This is a genomic window from Gordonia polyisoprenivorans (assembly GCF_017654315.1).
Lineage (GTDB): Bacteria > Actinomycetota > Actinomycetes > Mycobacteriales > Mycobacteriaceae > Gordonia > Gordonia polyisoprenivorans_A.
This window is the reverse complement of the sequence record NZ_CP072203.1, coordinates 4,854,296-4,870,329: the sequence shown is the minus strand read 5'-3', so window position 1 is coordinate 4,870,329 and position 16,034 is coordinate 4,854,296. Positions and strand designations below refer to the sequence as shown.

Annotated in this window: 14 protein-coding genes; 10 read left to right on the top strand and 4 right to left on the bottom strand. The window is 65.7% G+C overall.

Annotation, left to right across the window (positions count from 1 at the left end):
* The first annotated feature begins 414 nt into the window (after positions 1-414).
* The 6 genes from rplN (at position 415) to J6U32_RS22060 (ending at position 3,627) form a co-directional block, all read left to right on the top strand.
* Entirely contained in the window at positions 415-783 is a 369-nt protein-coding gene (gene rplN / locus J6U32_RS22085) for a 50S ribosomal protein L14 (RefSeq protein ID WP_006370435.1), read from the top strand.
* A 1-nt stretch (position 784) separates the two neighbouring features.
* Complete coding sequence (rplX, locus tag J6U32_RS22080; protein ID WP_006370434.1) at positions 785-1,102, top strand: 50S ribosomal protein L24; 318 nt, start codon at positions 785-787, stop codon at positions 1,100-1,102.
* Between the two features lies 1 nt (position 1,103).
* Complete coding sequence (gene rplE, locus J6U32_RS22075; protein ID WP_006370433.1) at positions 1,104-1,682, top strand: 50S ribosomal protein L5; 579 nt, start codon at positions 1,104-1,106, stop codon at positions 1,680-1,682.
* A 1-nt stretch (position 1,683) separates the two neighbouring features.
* On the top strand, positions 1,684-1,869 hold the full coding sequence (locus J6U32_RS22070) for a type Z 30S ribosomal protein S14 (protein ID WP_006370432.1): 186 nt from the start codon (positions 1,684-1,686) through the stop codon (positions 1,867-1,869).
* A 361-nt stretch (positions 1,870-2,230) separates the two neighbouring features.
* On the top strand, positions 2,231-3,043 hold the full coding sequence (locus J6U32_RS22065) for a thioesterase family protein (protein WP_208792148.1): 813 nt from the start codon (positions 2,231-2,233) through the stop codon (positions 3,041-3,043).
* 164 nt (positions 3,044-3,207) lie between these two features.
* The gene (locus J6U32_RS22060; protein WP_208792147.1) at positions 3,208-3,627 is read left to right on the top strand and encodes a hemophore-related protein; all 420 of its coding nucleotides are present in this window, start codon (positions 3,208-3,210) and stop codon (positions 3,625-3,627) included.
* A gap of 31 nt (positions 3,628-3,658) precedes the next feature.
* On the opposite strand, the gene J6U32_RS22055 is transcribed toward J6U32_RS22060, so the two are convergent.
* A complete protein-coding gene (locus tag J6U32_RS22055) occupies positions 3,659-4,348 on the bottom strand; it encodes a FadR/GntR family transcriptional regulator (protein ID WP_208792146.1) in 690 nt (229 codons plus the stop codon).
* 121 nt (positions 4,349-4,469) lie between these two features.
* Here J6U32_RS22055 and J6U32_RS22050 point away from each other — a divergent pair, with 121 nt between their 5' ends.
* The gene (locus tag J6U32_RS22050; protein ID WP_208792145.1) at positions 4,470-5,894 is read left to right on the top strand and encodes an aspartate ammonia-lyase; all 1,425 of its coding nucleotides are present in this window, start codon (positions 4,470-4,472) and stop codon (positions 5,892-5,894) included.
* 106 nt (positions 5,895-6,000) lie between these two features.
* Here the strand turns inward: J6U32_RS22050 and J6U32_RS22045 are convergent, their stop codons facing one another.
* The 3 genes from J6U32_RS22045 to J6U32_RS22035 form a co-directional block, all read right to left on the bottom strand.
* Entirely contained in the window at positions 6,001-7,095 is a 1,095-nt protein-coding gene (locus J6U32_RS22045) for an esterase/lipase family protein (RefSeq protein WP_208792144.1), read from the bottom strand.
* A gap of 199 nt (positions 7,096-7,294) precedes the next feature.
* Positions 7,295-8,659 carry an AIM24 family protein gene (locus J6U32_RS22040; RefSeq protein WP_208792143.1) on the bottom strand — a complete coding sequence of 455 codons (1,365 nt, stop codon included), beginning with the start codon at positions 8,657-8,659 and terminating at the stop codon, positions 7,295-7,297.
* A 108-nt stretch (positions 8,660-8,767) separates the two neighbouring features.
* Positions 8,768-9,376 (bottom strand): DUF4262 domain-containing protein, encoded by a 609-nt coding sequence (locus J6U32_RS22035; RefSeq protein WP_208792142.1) that lies wholly within the window; start codon positions 9,374-9,376, stop codon positions 8,768-8,770.
* Positions 9,377-9,505: 129 nt separating this feature from the next.
* Here J6U32_RS22035 and J6U32_RS22030 point away from each other — a divergent pair, with 129 nt between their 5' ends.
* From J6U32_RS22030 to J6U32_RS22020, 3 genes are read left to right on the top strand one after another with little or no spacing between them, the layout of a single operon-like run.
* Positions 9,506-11,632, top strand: coding sequence for a hypothetical protein (locus J6U32_RS22030; protein ID WP_244332268.1), 2,127 nt, complete (start codon positions 9,506-9,508; stop codon positions 11,630-11,632).
* Positions 11,629-13,077, top strand: a complete 1,449-nt coding sequence (locus J6U32_RS22025; protein WP_208792141.1) for an ATP-binding protein — start codon at positions 11,629-11,631, stop codon at positions 13,075-13,077. The genes J6U32_RS22030 and J6U32_RS22025 overlap by 4 nt, the downstream gene beginning before the upstream one ends.
* Positions 13,074-16,025, top strand: coding sequence for a Z1 domain-containing protein (locus J6U32_RS22020; RefSeq protein ID WP_208792140.1), 2,952 nt, complete (start codon positions 13,074-13,076; stop codon positions 16,023-16,025). Before J6U32_RS22025 ends, J6U32_RS22020 begins: the two co-directional genes overlap by 4 nt.
* The last annotated feature ends 9 nt before the right edge of the window (positions 16,026-16,034 follow it).

Genomic DNA, 16,034 nt, shown 5'->3' with positions numbered 1-16,034 from the left:
GCTCGGCAGGGACTTCGGGCGGCAGATGGGCGTAGATGGGTCCAGATCGCGTGAGATCGTGTGTTCCCCGTCACTGCCGGTGGTCCCCACGCCCCCGACGCCCGGGCCAGGCATTGCCCGGATGCCCGGCCGACGAAACCCCATCGCACGCTCCGCGGGTACGGGCAGCGCCGAGGATTTGGTTCCCACCTGCGGTTTCACCTACACTGGACGGGTTGCCTGCGGTGCGTGAGCGCCGCGAATCGGCTCGTGAACCCACTGGGAAGGCCCGCTGACGGCGGAAAAGCCCAGGCAGGCGTGTGTCCGATGGCAACAGGCCGTGTGCGTCGGGTCGGAAATCCGGCGCACAGATACGCCAGATCCGCACCAGTGGATTCGGCGTGTCGACGACATCCAGGTCAAGGAGAGAATCGAATGATTCAGCAGGAGTCTCGCCTGCGGGTCGCCGATAACACGGGAGCCAAGGAAATCTTGTGCATCCGCGTGCTGGGCGGCTCGTCGCGGCGCTACGCCGGCATCGGCGACACCATTGTCGCCACTGTCAAGGACGCCATCCCCGGTGGCAACATCAAGAAGGGCGAGGTCGTCAAGGCGGTCATCGTGCGCACCACCAAGGAGCGCCGCCGTCCGGACGGAAGCTACATCCGTTTCGACGAGAACGCCGCCGTCATCCTCAAAGGTGAGAGCGACCCCCGCGGTACCCGCATCTTCGGCCCGGTCGGCCGCGAGCTGCGTGAGAAGAAGTTCATGAAGATCGTGTCGCTGGCACCGGAGGTGATCTGACATGAAGGTGCACAAAGGTGACACCGTGATCGTCATCTCGGGCAAGGACAAGGGCGCCAAGGGCAAGGTCATCGAGGCCTACCCGCAGCGTGAGCGTGTCCTCGTCGAGGGCGTGAACCGTATCAAGAAGCACACCGCCGCCTCGGCCAACGAGCGTGGCGCGGCCTCGGGCGGCATCGTCACGCAGGAAGCCCCCATCCACGTGTCGAACGTGATGGTCGTGGACTCCGACGGCAACCCGACCCGCGTCGGCTACCGCGTCGACGAGGAGACCGGCAAGAAGGTCCGGATCTCGCGCAAGACCGGGAAGGACATCTGAGATGACCACCACTGAAAAGGTCCAGCCTCGGCTGAAGCAGCGCTACCGTGCCGAGATCAAGGACGCGCTGAACAAAGAATTCGACTACGCCAACGTCATGCAGATCCCCGGCGTGGTCAAGGTCGTGGTGAACATGGGTGTCGGTGACGCCGCCCGCGACGCCAAGCTCATCAACGGCGCAGTCGCCGACCTCGCGCTGATCACCGGCCAGAAGCCGGAGATCCGTCGCGCCCGCAAGTCCATCGCACAGTTCAAGCTGCGCGAGGGCATGCCGATCGGTGCCCGCGTGACCCTGCGCGGCGACCGGATGTGGGAGTTCCTCGACCGTCTCGTGTCGATCGCGCTGCCCCGTATCCGCGACTTCCGCGGTCTGAGCGACCGTCAGTTCGACGGCAACGGCAACTACACCTTCGGTCTCAACGAGCAGTCGATGTTCCACGAGATCAACATCGACAACATCGACCGGCCGCGCGGTATGGACATCACCGTCGTCACCTCGGCCACCACGGACGACGAAGGCCGCGCACTGCTTCGCGCGCTGGGCTTCCCGTTCAAGGACAACAACGCGAAGGACAACTGAGATGGCCAAGAAGGCTCTGATCAACAAGGCCAACAAGAAGCCCAAGTTCGCCGTGCGCGCCTACACCCGGTGCAACAAGTGCGGTCGCCCGCACTCGGTGTACCGCAAGTTCGGCCTGTGCCGCGTGTGCCTGCGCGAGATGGCACACGCCGGCGAGCTGCCGGGCGTGCAGAAGTCGAGCTGGTGACTTCCCGCCGGTGACATCACCGGCGGCACAACACCTCACAACGACCCCGTCTCCCTCACCGCGAGGCGGGGTCGTCGTGCTCTCGCCGACGGCGCCCTCTTTCTCGCCGACGGCGCTCTACCTCTCGTCGACAGCGCCCTCTATCTCGCCGACCGCGCTCTTCCTCCCGCCGACCGCGCTCTACTTCTCGCCGACAGCGCCCCATTGATCGGTGGTCGAGGTGAGAGGCGCGCCAGCGCCGAACCTCGAGACCTCGTGCGCCAACGCCGGATTCGTTCCGACCCGCACCTGGCGCTGAGCGCTCCCCGGCCGCATCGGACCCCGCTCGACCCGACTATGCACTCCTGCATAGAATGACCGCATGACGGTTACCGACAACGAATCCCGCGGCACCTCTCTGTCCGAGGTGCTCCGCGCGTTCGACCCGGCCCTGGAGTTCGCGATTCCGGCCGGCTGGACCCAGGGTCGTACCGCGTACGGCGGGTTGACCGCAGCACTCGTGGTCGCGGCCGCCCAGCAGACCGACGGCGCGCCGCTGCCTGCCCTGCGGGCCGCGCAGTTCGCGTTCACCGCTCCGGTGACCGAGACGTTGGACGTGCAGGCGCGACGACTCCGTGAAGGCCGGTCGGTGACGAGCGTTGCCGTCGAGACCCGAAGCGGTGATTCCGTTGCGGCACAATCGACCCTGATCTTCGCCGGAACGCGTGACAGCTCCGTCGAGCACACCCTGATTCCTCGCCCCGACGTCGCCGGCCCGCAGGATTGCCCAAGCGTCGACGGACGGCCCGGGCCGCAGCCGACCTTCACCGACCAATTCGAGCGCCGGATCGCCGGCGGCGCGATGCCGGTGACGAAAGCCGCTGAGCCCGAGGTGCTTTGGTGGATGCGACACCGTGATGCCGAGGGTGTCGATCCGGCCGTCGCGCTCGTCGCGCTCGGTGACAGCCTGCCGCCTGCAGTGATGACGGCATTCTCCGACTGGGCGCCCATCAGTACCGTGATGTGGTCCATCGACATCTGCGCCGACGAGGTCGTCGACCCCACCGGTTGGTTCTTGTTGCGGTCGTCGAGCGTCGTTGCGCGCGGTGGCTACTCCTACCAGACGATGGAGGCCTGGGACGCCGACGGGCAACTGGTGATGACCGGCACCCAGACGGTGGCGATCTTCACCTGATCGGACGAACGTCGCAAACATCGTTGACCTGCTCTTGACCGTTGCTTGCACCCAGACTTACTGGGGTGTTCTCACGGCTTGTCCTCAGCCTCGGCAAAGGCTTTCGCGATTGGGTGTGCTTCGGCTGTTATTGGTCGGCACGGTGCCGAGGAAGGGGCTGGAGAATGTCGATGGGGTTGGCAACGACGCGACGTCGAGTGACGGTTGCGGTCGCGGGGATCGGTATCGCAGGTGTGGTCGGGGCGGGCGGAGCCGGTATCGCCGGAGCCGCACCGACGCCCCCGCCACCGCCGAAGGCGTTCGGAACGACGTGTTCGGTGATGCAGGTGGAACGGGCGCTCGCCGTGGAGGATCCGGCGCTGTGGCAGCAGATCAACTCGCATCCGCGGGCCAAGCGGCACTTCGAGGAGATGATCGTGCTGTCGCCTGAGCAGCGGAAAGCGCTGCGGGAGAAGAATCGTCACGCGCACCCGGTCCGCTCGACGGTGATGGCGTTCCTGCGTGATCACGGCATCGGCGCACAGCAGCGCACGATGACCCGTGACGCCATGGCGAAGGCGTTGCGCACCTGCAACAAGTTCTGAGATCTGTTGCAGCAGAAGTTCTTCGGGTAGTTCACTGGGTCAGTGACCGCACCGCCACCTGCACGGCGTCGAGATGATCGGCCATGGCCTGCTCGGCGGCTTGGCGGTCGCCGGAGCCGATGGCCTCGACGATGCGCTCGTGTTCCTCGTTCGACCGGCGCATGCGTCCGGTCGCCAGATTGAGGGTGGCCGACTGACCCGTCAGTGAATTGCGGATGTCGCCGAGTGCCTTCTGGAACACCCGGTTGCCACTCGCTCGGGCGATCGTGAGGTGGAACTGTCCGTCGAGGGCGACCCAGTCGGTCTGATCCGACTCGGCCGCCATGGCCTGCGTCAATTCGGTGAGTTGGCGCAGGTCGTCGGCGGAGTGGCGTTCGGCGGCCCACCCGGCGGCCGGGATCTCGATGTGCGGTCGCGCCTCCATGAGTTCCCGCGCGGTGTAGTCGCCGACCTTCAGGTCGTGCGATACCGTGCTGCTGATCACGAATGTTCCTCGGCCGGTGCGGGTCTCGGTGAGGCCGAGAGCCGTGCACGAGCGCAGTGCCTCCCGGACGACCGATCGACTCACCGCGTAGCGCTCACCGAGCGCGGCCTCGGATGGGAGGCGTTCACCCACGCGGAGGTCACCACCCTCGATGGCTTGGCGTAGGTCGGTGAACACCGCTTCGGCCGCGCTGACCCGGGTCGTGACGGGCCGGCGGTCGGCCCAGCTGCTGGTCATCGGGTGATCCTCCGTGATCGATCCGGTGTGTGTGGTGGTCGTACGTGTTGACGATAGCTCAGCAATGTACGACACTAGAGTTGTCAGACAGCCCGACAGCAAGATAGGTGAGAATGTGACGATGGTCCAGGAGCGAGTGGAGACCGATCTGCTCGGCCTGCGCGAGGTGCCTGCCGAGGCGTACTGGGGTATCCACACCCTGCGAGCAGTGGAGAACTTTCCCGTCACCGGACGGACGATCGGCTCCAATGTCCATCTCGTCCGTGCGCTCGCCGCGGTGAAATGGTCGGCGGCACGTGCGAACGCCGATCTCGGCATCCTCGATGATGAGCGAGCGGCCGCGATCTGCGCGGCCTGCGACGAGATCCTCGACGGCGACTTGCATGATCAGTTCGTCGTCGACGTCATTCAGGGCGGTGCGGGTACCTCGACCAACATGAACGCCAACGAGGTGATCGCGAACCGGGCGCTGGAGATACTCGGATACGGTCGCGGCGAGTACCGGCATCTACATCCCAACGAGCATGTCAACGCCGGACAATCCACCAACGACGTCTACCCGACCGCGGTCAACGTGGCGACCATCCGGGCAGTCGGTGAACTCGACGAGGCGATGTCGGTGCTGCAGCAGGCTTTTGCGCGCAAGGCCGCGGAGTTCTCCTCGGTCGTCAAGATGGGACGCACCCAGTTGCAGGATGCGGTACCGATGACCCTCGGTCAGGAGTTCGGGGCGTTCGCGGTGATGATCGACGAGGATCGTCAACGTCTGCAGGAGGCGGCGACCCTGGTCCACGAGATCAATCTCGGTGCCACCGCGATCGGCACGGGTCTCAATGCCCCGATCGGCTACGCGGACAAGGCTGTCGGCTATCTCCGCGACAAGACCGGTCTGGACCTGGTGAGTGCGCACGACCTCGTCGAGGCCACGCAGGATGTGGGCCAGTTCGTGCACCTGTCGGGGGTTCTCAAACGTGTCGCGGTGAAGCTGTCGAAGATCTGCAACGATCTGCGATTGCTGTCGTCGGGGCCGCGGGCCGGACTCGGTGAGATCAACCTGCCGCCGGTCCAGGCGGGATCGTCGATAATGCCCGGCAAGGTGAACCCGGTGATACCCGAGGTGGTCTCGCAGGTCGCGTATGAGGTGATCGGCAACGACGTCACCATCACGATGGCCGCCGAATCGGGCCAGTTGCAGCTCAACGCCTTCGAGCCGATCATCGTGACCTGCCTGTCGGACGGGATGACCCACCTGAGCGCGGCATGCCGGACACTCGCCGCCAGGTGTGTCGACGGCATCACCGCCAACGAGGAGACGCTGCGGCATCGGGTTGAGAACTCGATCGGTCTGGTCACGGCGCTGAGTCCGTCGCTGGGCTACGTCGCCTCGACCGCAATCGCCCAGGAGGCGTTGCGCAGTGGGCGTACCGTCCTCGAGTTGGTTCTCGAGGCGGGCCTCCTCGAGCGCGGCGAACTCGAACGACTGCTCAGCCCTTCGCATCTGGCCAATCTGCGTCCGGTGACCGCCGAGGGCGACAGCACCCGCTGAGGACCGGCGACGAGAAACCGAATCTCTGAGGTGTGGTGAGCAGACGGCAATGCCGCCCCCGCCGATGGGGAGCGGCATCACCTCGCCGGAAAGTGGAGTCTCGCCGTCAGCCGAGGAGCCAGGCGTTGGGCGCGCACACGATCGGAACCGCCGGATCGAAGGCGTTGAGGACGATCGACACCGCGCGCGGCGAATAGCTCAACGACAGATGGTCCGAGGTGTCCTGCTCGCACCCGTTCTGCAGCACGATATTTCGCGTGTTCTTGGTGCCCGCGGGGAAGAAGGTCGACTGGTACGGCGTGGTGATCTCGTCGTACCGGCTGCCGACGATCGTGTACTTCACATCGCCGACGGCGTACACGCCGCCCTTGTTGAGATTCTTGATGAAGGGGGAGTCGTAGACCTGCTGGATGCCCGATGCGCCGACGCCCAGTGCGATCGGACCGAGCACGTCGATGCCGAGGTTGTTGATGGTGCGCCCCAGGGTGCCGATTCCGTCGAGTGAGGTGCCGTTGTTGGTGGCGCCCAAGGTGACGAGGTTGGCGACCTTGGAGGCGCCGCCGTCGTAGCGGATGTACTGACGCGCGGTGATGCCGCCCTGGGAATGGCCGACCATGTTCACCTTCGAGGCGCCGGTGGTCGAGAGCACCTTGGTGACGAAATCGCCGAGCTGCGTGCCGGATTGCGCGATGTCACCCGTGCCGAAGGCACCGGGAAGCAGTGCGCCCAACCCGCCGCCTTGCAGGGTCGGCAGGATGCCGTAGTTCAGCGCGTAGACGCAGTAGCCCGCGGACTTCAGGGCCGGCGACAGCATCGCCCAGTTGTTGTACGCGTTCTCCCACGTGCCGTGGACGAGGACGACCGGGTCCTGACCCTGTTTCGGTTTACAAGACCAATCGTTGGCCCCGGGCGGCGCGATGTTGGGATTGGTCAGCCCGTACCCGAAGGCCGGGAGGAAGCCCTCTTGGCGGGGGCCGTTGCCGGTCGGGGTGAACCACGAGCTGCGTCCCGCCAGAATCGTCTCTGCGACAACAGGTTTCTTGGCTCCCGCCGCGATGAAGTCGGTGAGCTGCTGTTGCTGGTCGGCTGCGGCGGCCGGGCCCGCGAGTGACATCGCCACCCCCACGCCGGTGGCCACGGCGGCCACGGTGGTGGCGATTCTGCGGGTCCACGCCCGTCGTGAAAATCGATGATGCGGCACTGCGATTCCCCTTCCCACAAGTGACCGCCCCCTGTGGCGGTGCTGCCGGGTGTCATGCGTCATGTTGTGACGAGAACGTAAGTTACCACGCAGTAAGAGTACGTGTGTACTCCGATGCCAAAGTGTCCGCTCTTTACTGACCGAAAGCAGGGATCGTGGATCCCTTGTGACCTGTCGACGATGCAGGGCCGAAAAGCGTTCAGCGCCCGAGGAACCCGCCGAGCATGCCACCGACGCCCGCTTGTCCACCGTCGCCGGTGCCGCCGACGAATCCGCCCGGCGGCAACTCCGAGGGCTGAACCACCACAAAGCCCTGCCCGGCAAATGTCAGGGTGAGTCGTTCGCCGGTGCTGCGCCCCATCAGGGTTCCGAGGTTGAACGAATCGTTGGACTTGATCGAGGTGCGCAGGCTCGACGACCATGCGACCGCGGCGTTGGGGTCGGCGTAGGTGGCTGCGTCGACGGTGAGAACCACCGGGGTGCCGTCGGTGGTGATCGCGATGCGCCCGCGACCGGTGAAGACACAGTTGAACATTCCGGCGTTGCCGAGCGCGCCGGCCCCCTGTACGCGCGCGATGTCGTAGTGCAACGTGGAGTCGAAGGCGAGCACGTTGGCGCCGTTGATGGTCAGGCCGTCGGTTCCGTCGAGGTCGATGAGGTGGACGTCGGCGGCGGCGTTGGCCAGGAACAGATCGCCGCGGCCGCTTACCTTCATCAGCGGCACGCCTTCGCCCGAGAGTGCCTGGCGCACCATGCGTCCGATGCCGCCGGAGCCGAGAGCCTCGAAACTCAGATCGCCCTGGTAGGCGACCATCGACCCGGCCCGCGCCATTACCTCGCCGGACAGGCCGATGCGGCACATCTTGCTGCCCTGCTTCTGGATGCCCTGTCCGGAGACCTCGGAGTGATCGGGGTTGAACAGATCGCTGTGCATGGGTGCTCCCTCGGGCTGTGGTCGGGGCGGAGGCGGGCTGGCGGTGGGGCGGGCCGGTGACTCGGGTGGCCACGGTTGGGGATCACGCACCGGAGGCGACTCGGGCGCGGGTGCGTCGTTCTCGATCTCGATACCGAAAGCAGTTGCCAGCCCTGCCAATCCGGCGTCATACCCCTGTCCGACGGCGCGTACCTTCCAGGCGTCACCGCGTCGATAGATCTCGACGCAGACCACCGCCGCCTCGCTGGTGAGACCATCCGGCGAAAAGACGATCGTCTCGCCGGCGGGTGTCCCGGCACCGGCGGGTGCCACGGTGACCTCGAGGCGTCCTGCGGTCGCGAACGAGACCGGACCGGTTCCGTCGAGGCTGGCCGCCACGGCGATGGTGTGGATGTCGGCGGGCAGTCGCGTCGTGTCGATGTCGAGCATGTCGGCACCACCACCGTCGGAGCGGTAGGCGATCCCGGGGCCGGTCGGCTGGTTGTAGAAGATGAAGTCGGCATCGGACCGGACCCGATGAGCCGACGTCAGCAACACCGCCGATGTGTTCACCGGTGTCACCGAACGCACCGACACCGTTACCGTCACCGACGGCAGCGCGATGTTCTGTCCCGGGGCGAGGTGCCGCATGGACCCATTGTGCCCGATATGCGACGGTGCGTGACCGGTGTCCACAGTCCTCACCTATGACGCGCGGGCCGGGCCGAGCCGACGGCCCGCCCCGCGCGTCATCGGTGTTTACTCTCGAGGACCGCGCCGCCGGGCGCGGCGAGACTCGACCCGACTGCCGTCGACCGATGCACTCACCACGCGTGGGCCGCCGGCATGAGCGGAGCCCGTGTCGGGGACACCCTTGACCGGCTGGTGGATCGGCTGCAGCACATATCCTGTCTGCCACGGGAAGGTCCCCAGGTCGTCGGCCCAGACCACCTGCAGCGCAGGATGATTCGGGAACAACTCGTTGGTGATGAGCATGTCGGAGTTGTCGACGAGCTCGATCACCCGGACCCGCACCTCGAGCGCGTGTACCTCCAGTTTGGTCCGACCGTCGACCACCGATCGCCAGTCGACCCGGTGGAACAACTCGCCGAGTTCGTTGAGCACCTCACAGCCCGTGCGTGCATCGAGACCGAAGACCACCAGATCGGGGATCGAGTGCAGCGCGAGCCCCGTCGTGTACGCGAACGCGCAGTCCGGCGGTGCGCACCGCGAATCCCCACACGAACACCCGTCGCCAACCGCTGTCACCGCCCAGCCGAACCGGCGAATGGTGGACAGCGTCTCACGGACGAGGGGATCGGGATGCCAGCGCGGGATGCCCCGGATTGCTGCGGCGTGATCGGCCATGGTCGCTCCTTTGTTCGAGGGTGCGTTCATGACATCACGGGGGTGCGACAAGTTCGGGAGGCCTCGATCGGTTGCCCCGTTCGGTGTCCACCGGGTGAGTGAACCCTCGGGTGCACCTGCCTGCCCGAAGTGCGCGGTTCGCTCGGTTGGCTAAGCTCCGAGGGGGAGATCATCACCTCATGCGTGGTGGCGAAATGGTGGAGTTCGAGGGTGATGTTCGCGTTTTCGGAGTACGACGCCGCAGACCTGCGCGATGACACCTGGGTGGACCTCTTCCCGTGGCTGGACTCCTACGAATCGGCGGATGCCGCCTGCCTCGAAGAACTGGTCCCGAACGTGTCGGACTGGTGGATCGCGGACTCCCCGCGCGACACGGCCGCCGACATGTCTCTCGACGATCTCGTCGTCGGCCTGGCTCGTCTTGCGGTCCGGCGGCATCGGGACCTCACCTTCGGGGATCTCGCGCCGCTCCTCGATCCGACGATTCCCGTCGCCGGCCTGCGTCTTGATCCGCGCGCCGAGACCGTTGTCCGACGACTCGGGGATCGAGCGCTGGTCCGCACACTGCTGTCGGCGAGTGTGGCGTCGTTGTTCGCGTTGAAGGGCACGAGCCCGGACACCGTGCAGGAGGTCGCCGCGGGTGTTCTCGGTGCATCCATCCTGCGACTACCCGAACACGGCGTTCTCCCCGACGAGGAGGCCGACAGTCCGGTTGCCGTGCAACTCGTCGATGACCTCAGAGTGCTCGCACGGTGGCGCGGTCTGCGCGGCAGTCTGGGCGCGCCGCTCATCTCCGTCGGGATCGAGGACGAAGCTCCCGAACAGGTCCAGGAGGTCGCCACCCGGATCTCGGCGATCACCGGCAAGGATTTCTCCACGATGGTGGAGTCCAATCCGGTCGACGAGCTCGAGAACCTGATCGAGCAGCTCGATGACCGGGAGGTGCTGGCACTCACCGAGTTCGTCATGGCCACCGAACCGATCAGCATGGGACAGCTCAGCGTCCGGCTGCACGTGAGTAAAGGGCGAGCAGGCGGCATCGTGGCCAAGCTCAAGCAAGACCTGGCCGCTGCGTGTGAGTTCGAGACCACCGCGGGCGGATTGCTCGCGAGCATTCGGGCCGAGATCCAGCCGGTGACCTCACTCGACCGTCTGCTCGACATGCAGCCCGTTCTGCGCACCGAGGTGCCCTCACTGGGCGTGCCGCTATGGCTCGCGCTCGACCGGCTTGACGATGGATTCGAGGTCACCGGGGGCTGGGCGGTGGCTCCCGATCTCCGCTCGGCCAAGGGGCGGACGATCGTGATGCTCGAGCAGTTCGAATCCGTCAACGCTGTCGTGCCCGTCCCCGTCGCGGCGTCGACGCTTCGGCTGTCGACCGATGAGGTCCGAGAGTGGTTGCAGTACTGCGAGATCCCGATCCTTGACGACAACGTGTTGTTGTCCACCCGCCGTCTGGCCGATCATGCCGCCGGGATTCTGGAAGTGCGCGGGCCTCTGGGTATCGACCGCCTGAGTGATCTACTGAATACTGATCGACCCGAACGCCATGTCGTCAAGCACCTTGACGAGGATGAGCGCTTCACCTGCGCCCCGGGCGGCCTGTGGTGCCTGACGGAGCCACCCGGTGAAGAACTCGGTGGGTCGCAAACGCCACCACGAACGCCGGCCGTTGATCGTCCGGCCACCGAACACGCCGCCGCAGAGACGGGTTCGACAGCGGTCGCCGTTGTCGTCCGGCCTACGCGCCGTCTGTATCGGATCGGGGACACCTGGTGTTTCCGGCTCCGCGTCACCTCCGAACACCTTCGTGGTTCCGGATTCACCGTTCCTGTCGGTGTGGCGCAGGCACTGGGATGCACCCACGACGTCGTGCGCGAGTTGCCCAGCCGGCTCGGCACGCAGATGCTCCGATGGACCGGAACGAACCCGACATGCGGGACCATCCGCCGCTTTCTGAACGAATTGTCCTCGCAGCCCGGAGATCTGGTGTTCCTGACCTGTTCCGAGGGCGGCGGGTTCGACGTGGTGGCCTGCGCCGAGACCGATGCCGCGGACCCGGTTCGCGGAGCCCTTGCCCTGATCGGCGTCACTGATCCGCAGGATGTCGCCGACTCCGACGTCGCACCACTGCTCGCGGCGGGGATCGGACTCGATCCGGACATTAAGCCGCGACGCATCCTCAGCCGCTATCAGTCTCGTGACGACACGGTCGCCGCGCTCCTGGAGCAAGCCTGGACGGTCACCGTGCGATGACGACCGAACCGACTGCATTCACCGCCACCGAACGCGCACTCGGCCTGCATCACACCGTCGCGACCGCGGTTGCAGATCTGATCGACAACAGCATCGACGCGGGCGCAACGCACGTACTGCTCCGGTTTCTGCAATCCGGCCGACGTATCACCGGGTTACGGGTCATCGACGACGGTCGGGGTATGGACGCCGACACCATCGATGCGGCAATGCGCTACGGCGTACAGCGCGCGTATGGGGTCGCCGAGCAGGGGCATTTCGGTGTCGGGCTGAAAGCTGCGTCCCTCAGTCAAGCCGACACCGTGACCGTGTATTCGCATGCGGCAGAGAGTTATCCGGTGGCGCGCCGACTCTCCGTCGATGACCGTCACGACCCGCCACGACTGTCCACACTGCCGGATGCTGACGCGGCGAAGGTCATCACGGCCGCACGGCCGCGCTTTCCGTTCGAGACCGGCACCGTCGTCGAATGGCGGGGTATCCGCACCTTTCCGAACACGGCGTCGGCGCAAGATCAGGTCGCCTGGCTCGAGACCGTCGTCGGTGATCTGCTGGCGCACCTCGGCCTGATGTTCCACCGACTGATCGCCACGGGCTTGGCGATCACGATCGATGTTCTCGACGAGGCCATCGGACGCGCCGGAGCGCCGCGGACGGCGCGCGCAATCGATCCGTTCGGCTACCGGATGAGCGGGCGAGCCGGTTACCCGCGGCCGTTGGCGGCCCTCGGTCGCGACGCGGGACAGGCACACATCTGGCCGGCTCGCAGTTCGGCACCCGAATACAAACTCGGTGGCCTACCCGGTCGTGACTCGCAGGGATTCTTCGTCTATCGCAATGACCGCCTGCTCCATGCCGGTGGGTGGCTCGGCGTGCTCCGGCCCCGGCCGGACTGGGCGTTGGCACGAGTGAGCGTTGACCTCGATGACGTTCTCGCCCAGCACATCACCATCAATCCGGAGAAGTCCGGGGTGACCCTCGACGCGACGCTCTCCGCCGCGCTGCGCCAGGCGCTGACCGACGATTACCTCGATGATGCGGCGACCACGGCCGTCGCGGCCCGACGCGTACAGCGCCGGCCGATCAGCGTCGTCGAACCCGGGATCGGTCTACCGGATGAGGTGGCCGACGAGTTCGCCGACAGCTTCTCGTTCGTGGACACGGCGGAGCCGGTCGCGATCGGGTGGCGCGTGCTCGCCGCCGATCGGTTCTTCGAGGTTGATCTGGAGTCACGCACGTTGTGGCTCAACGCCCGGTTCCGCACGCAACTGGGTGGGCGCCGACGTTCCGCCGACGATGTTCCGGTGCTGCGGACTCTGGTGTACCTCCTTGCCCAGGACATGTTCGACGCCGTGCGGCATAGTGCCAGACAGGTCGAGCAGATGGACGCCTGGCAACGTGTCCTGATCGCGGCGCTCGCCGCCGACGAAGGGAGTCCGAAGTGATCGACGTGGTGATCGACGCCCTGGTCCGCGAGTTCACGACCGACCTCGCGCCGACCCGATTTCTCGGCGCGGTGGCCGGGCGCGTGATGGATGCCGGACACGACCCCGCCGCCGTCACCATGGATCTGGTGGTCGACGTCATGGTGTCCGACGAGGCCGCGTCGGTCCAGTCGGCGGTACGATCTGCTCTGATTCGTTGGGACACCGAAGAGGCCGCGGCGTGGACCGCTGGTACCGGGGCACAGACCCCCGAACGCCGGACCCTGATCTATACGCTTCTCGGGATTCCGCCCGCGGCCTTCGAGCCGCTCACCGATGCCTTTGCGATCGCCGGCGGGCCGACGGTGATCGTTGCGCCGCAGCCCTGGGAACCCTGGTATGTGCCGGAACGGCGTGCGGCGCAGGACTTCTACTGGTCTGCCTATCGTCGACTCCTCCTCGACAAGGGGTGGGATGGGGATACCGTCGAGGACCTGGGAGTGGCCACCAACGCCGTCGTGCAGCGTCTGGCCGATCCGACACGCGAGGAGCCGTATCAGTCCAAGGGGCTGGTCGTCGGGTACGTGCAGAGTGGCAAGACCGCCAACTTCACCGGTGTGATCGCGAAGGCGATCGACGCCGGATATCGGTTGGTGATCGTGCTGACCGGGACGATCGAGTTGTTGCGGAGTCAGACCCAGCGTCGGCTCGACATGGAACTCATCGGCATGCAGAACATCGACGAGGTGGAGTACGCCAACGACGAGGATTGGCACGCCGGCAAGTTTCTCCATCACCTGCTCGACCCGAATCATTCCAACGAGGCTCCGGCCATCCGTCGGCTGACCGGTCGTGTCGACGACTACAAGGCGCTCGCGAAGGGGATCGGCACCCTGCACTACGAGTTCGTCGATCATTCGAAGCCGTTGTTCGACCCGGTCAACCTCTACCAGAGCAACGTTCGGGTTGCGGTGGTCAAGAAGAACGCGGCGGTGCTGAAGAAACTCGTCGCCGACGTCGGACGGATCCCCACACCGCTCGACCAGATCCCGACGCTGATCATCGACGACGAGGCAGACCAGGCGTCGGTGAACACGCAGAACCCCAAGAACTTTGCCGCAGGGCGGATCGAGCGCACCGCGATCAACGAACAGATCTCGCTGATTCTCGAGCGGCTCAGACGCAGCCAGTACGTCGGCTACACCGCCACGCCATTCGCCAATGTGTTTGTCGATCCGGATGATTCGGTGAACATCTTCCCGAATGACTTCATCGTCAGCCTCGACCGCCCCAAGCAGTACATGGGTGGTGCCGACTTCCACGACGGTGACACCGACCTCGGCGATGATCTCTCCGAGACGGTCCAGAAGACCCCTGCCAACTCCAACGAGAAGGCCTTCGTCCGGGGTCTGCGAGCCCAATGCGACGAGGACCGTGACGCCGAACGGTTGGGGGCGCTGGACTCCTACGTGCTGGCCGGGGCGATCAAATTGTTCCGGCAGAGCCGGGGAGTTCGTGGGGACTTCCGTCACCACACGATGCTCGTGCACGAATCGGTCAAACAGCAGGAGCACGAGTCCCTCGCCGCCGACTTCGAGAGTCTCTGGAAAAATGCAGGCTACAGTCAGCCGCACGGACTGGCGCGCCTGGAGGAGCTGTGGGACAGCGATTTTCGTGTGGTCTCGGCCGATCGTGCCGAGCCGGGGACACCGGCCCCTCAGACCTTCGACGAGCTCGAAGAGTTCGTCGGGGAGGCGTGCGACCGGATCGGTGCGGGGATCAGTCCGGTGATCATCGTCAACGGTGCCGCGGACAAGGATTATGTACAGGAACCGTTGGACTTCCAGGAACGCTCGGTGTGGAAGATCCTGGTGGGCGGCACCAAGCTGAGCCGCGGCTTCACCGTCGAAGGGCTGACCACCACTTACTACACCCGGCGAACTGCACAGGCGGACACGCTGATGCAGATGGGTCGGTGGTTCGGTTTCCGCCCCGGATACCGAGATCTAGTGCGGCTGTTCATCGGTCGGGAGGTCCCCGGACCCGGCGGGACGGTGGTCGACATGTATGCCGCGTTCGAGGCCATCGTCGGCGACGAGGAGGAGTTCCGCGACGAACTGCGAAGATTCAAGGGGCTGAACGAAGCCGGCGAGCCGATGGTCACGCCACGCGACGTGCCGCCGATGGTGTTCCAGCGGCTGCCATGGCTCAAGCCGACCGCCACCAACAAGATGTACAACGCAGAGTTGAGCTATCGCAGCGTCGGCGGCCAGAGTTTCAGTTTCACGATGCAGGCCCCGCGCGGCGACGGCGCCAACAATGCGAGCCATTTCCGCGCCGTTCGTCCGTTGCTCGACGCACTCGACCGCACCGGTTCGTTCTCGTTCATCGACAAGGACCAGACGCCACGGATCTTCGAGGCGAGCTATGGGATCGTCGGTGCCGACGTCGTTCTCGACGCGATCAGCCAATTCGTGTGGGATGCCAACTGGGACTTCGAGCCACACCGCAAGGCCTTCGAGTCGGCGATCGAGCGTGGTGCGCTGGAAGATCTCGCGATCCTGCTGCCGATCCCGAAGACCAAGAAGCCGGTGATGATCGGCGACTACCCGAGAGAACTTCCTCTCGTGAACCGCAAACGTGAAGAGGCCGAGTACCGCACCGGATTCACCGGCACCGCGGTGCGCGAGCGAGACGCCATCGAGCACATCGCCGGCAACCCGAAGAAGGACGTCGGTGGTCCACTCGCGGCGCAGCTCCGGAAGCGGACGCGCGGCGCGATGATCCTGTTGTTCGCCAGCGACCCACCGCCGCGAAGCCGGCATATCAAGTCGCACAAGCGCGGTGTGGCCGACCCGCGTGACGTGGCGACCCTGTTCTCCTACGCGCTTCCGTACCTGGCCGATCCCTCGCCGAAGGTCGGATTCACTGTCCGCAAGGACGGGGCAGGGGCGATTGTCGATGCGTGATCACACGAA

Excerpts from the sequence above, each read along its gene's own strand:
- J6U32_RS22070 (WP_006370432.1), top strand. The coding sequence starts at position 1,684 with ATGGCCAAGAAGGCTCTGATCAACAAGGCCAACAAGAAGCCCAAGTTC.
- J6U32_RS22065 (WP_208792148.1), top strand. The coding sequence starts at position 2,231 with ATGACGGTTACCGACAACGAATCCCGCGGCACCTCTCTGTCCGAGGTG.
- rplX (WP_006370434.1), top strand. The coding sequence starts at position 785 with ATGAAGGTGCACAAAGGTGACACCGTGATCGTCATCTCGGGCAAGGAC.
- rplE (WP_006370433.1), top strand. The coding sequence starts at position 1,104 with ATGACCACCACTGAAAAGGTCCAGCCTCGGCTGAAGCAGCGCTACCGT.
- J6U32_RS22040 (WP_208792143.1), bottom strand. The coding sequence starts at position 8,659 with ATGCGGCACCTCGCCCCGGGACAGAACATCGCGCTGCCGTCGGTGACG.
- J6U32_RS22050 (WP_208792145.1), top strand. The coding sequence starts at position 4,470 with ATGGTCCAGGAGCGAGTGGAGACCGATCTGCTCGGCCTGCGCGAGGTG.
- J6U32_RS22035 (WP_208792142.1), bottom strand. The coding sequence starts at position 9,376 with ATGGCCGATCACGCCGCAGCAATCCGGGGCATCCCGCGCTGGCATCCC.
- rplN (WP_006370435.1), top strand. The coding sequence starts at position 415 with ATGATTCAGCAGGAGTCTCGCCTGCGGGTCGCCGATAACACGGGAGCC.
- J6U32_RS22055 (WP_208792146.1), bottom strand. The coding sequence starts at position 4,348 with ATGACCAGCAGCTGGGCCGACCGCCGGCCCGTCACGACCCGGGTCAGC.
- J6U32_RS22060 (WP_208792147.1), top strand. The coding sequence starts at position 3,208 with ATGTCGATGGGGTTGGCAACGACGCGACGTCGAGTGACGGTTGCGGTC.
- J6U32_RS22025 (WP_208792141.1), top strand. The coding sequence starts at position 11,629 with ATGACGACCGAACCGACTGCATTCACCGCCACCGAACGCGCACTCGGC.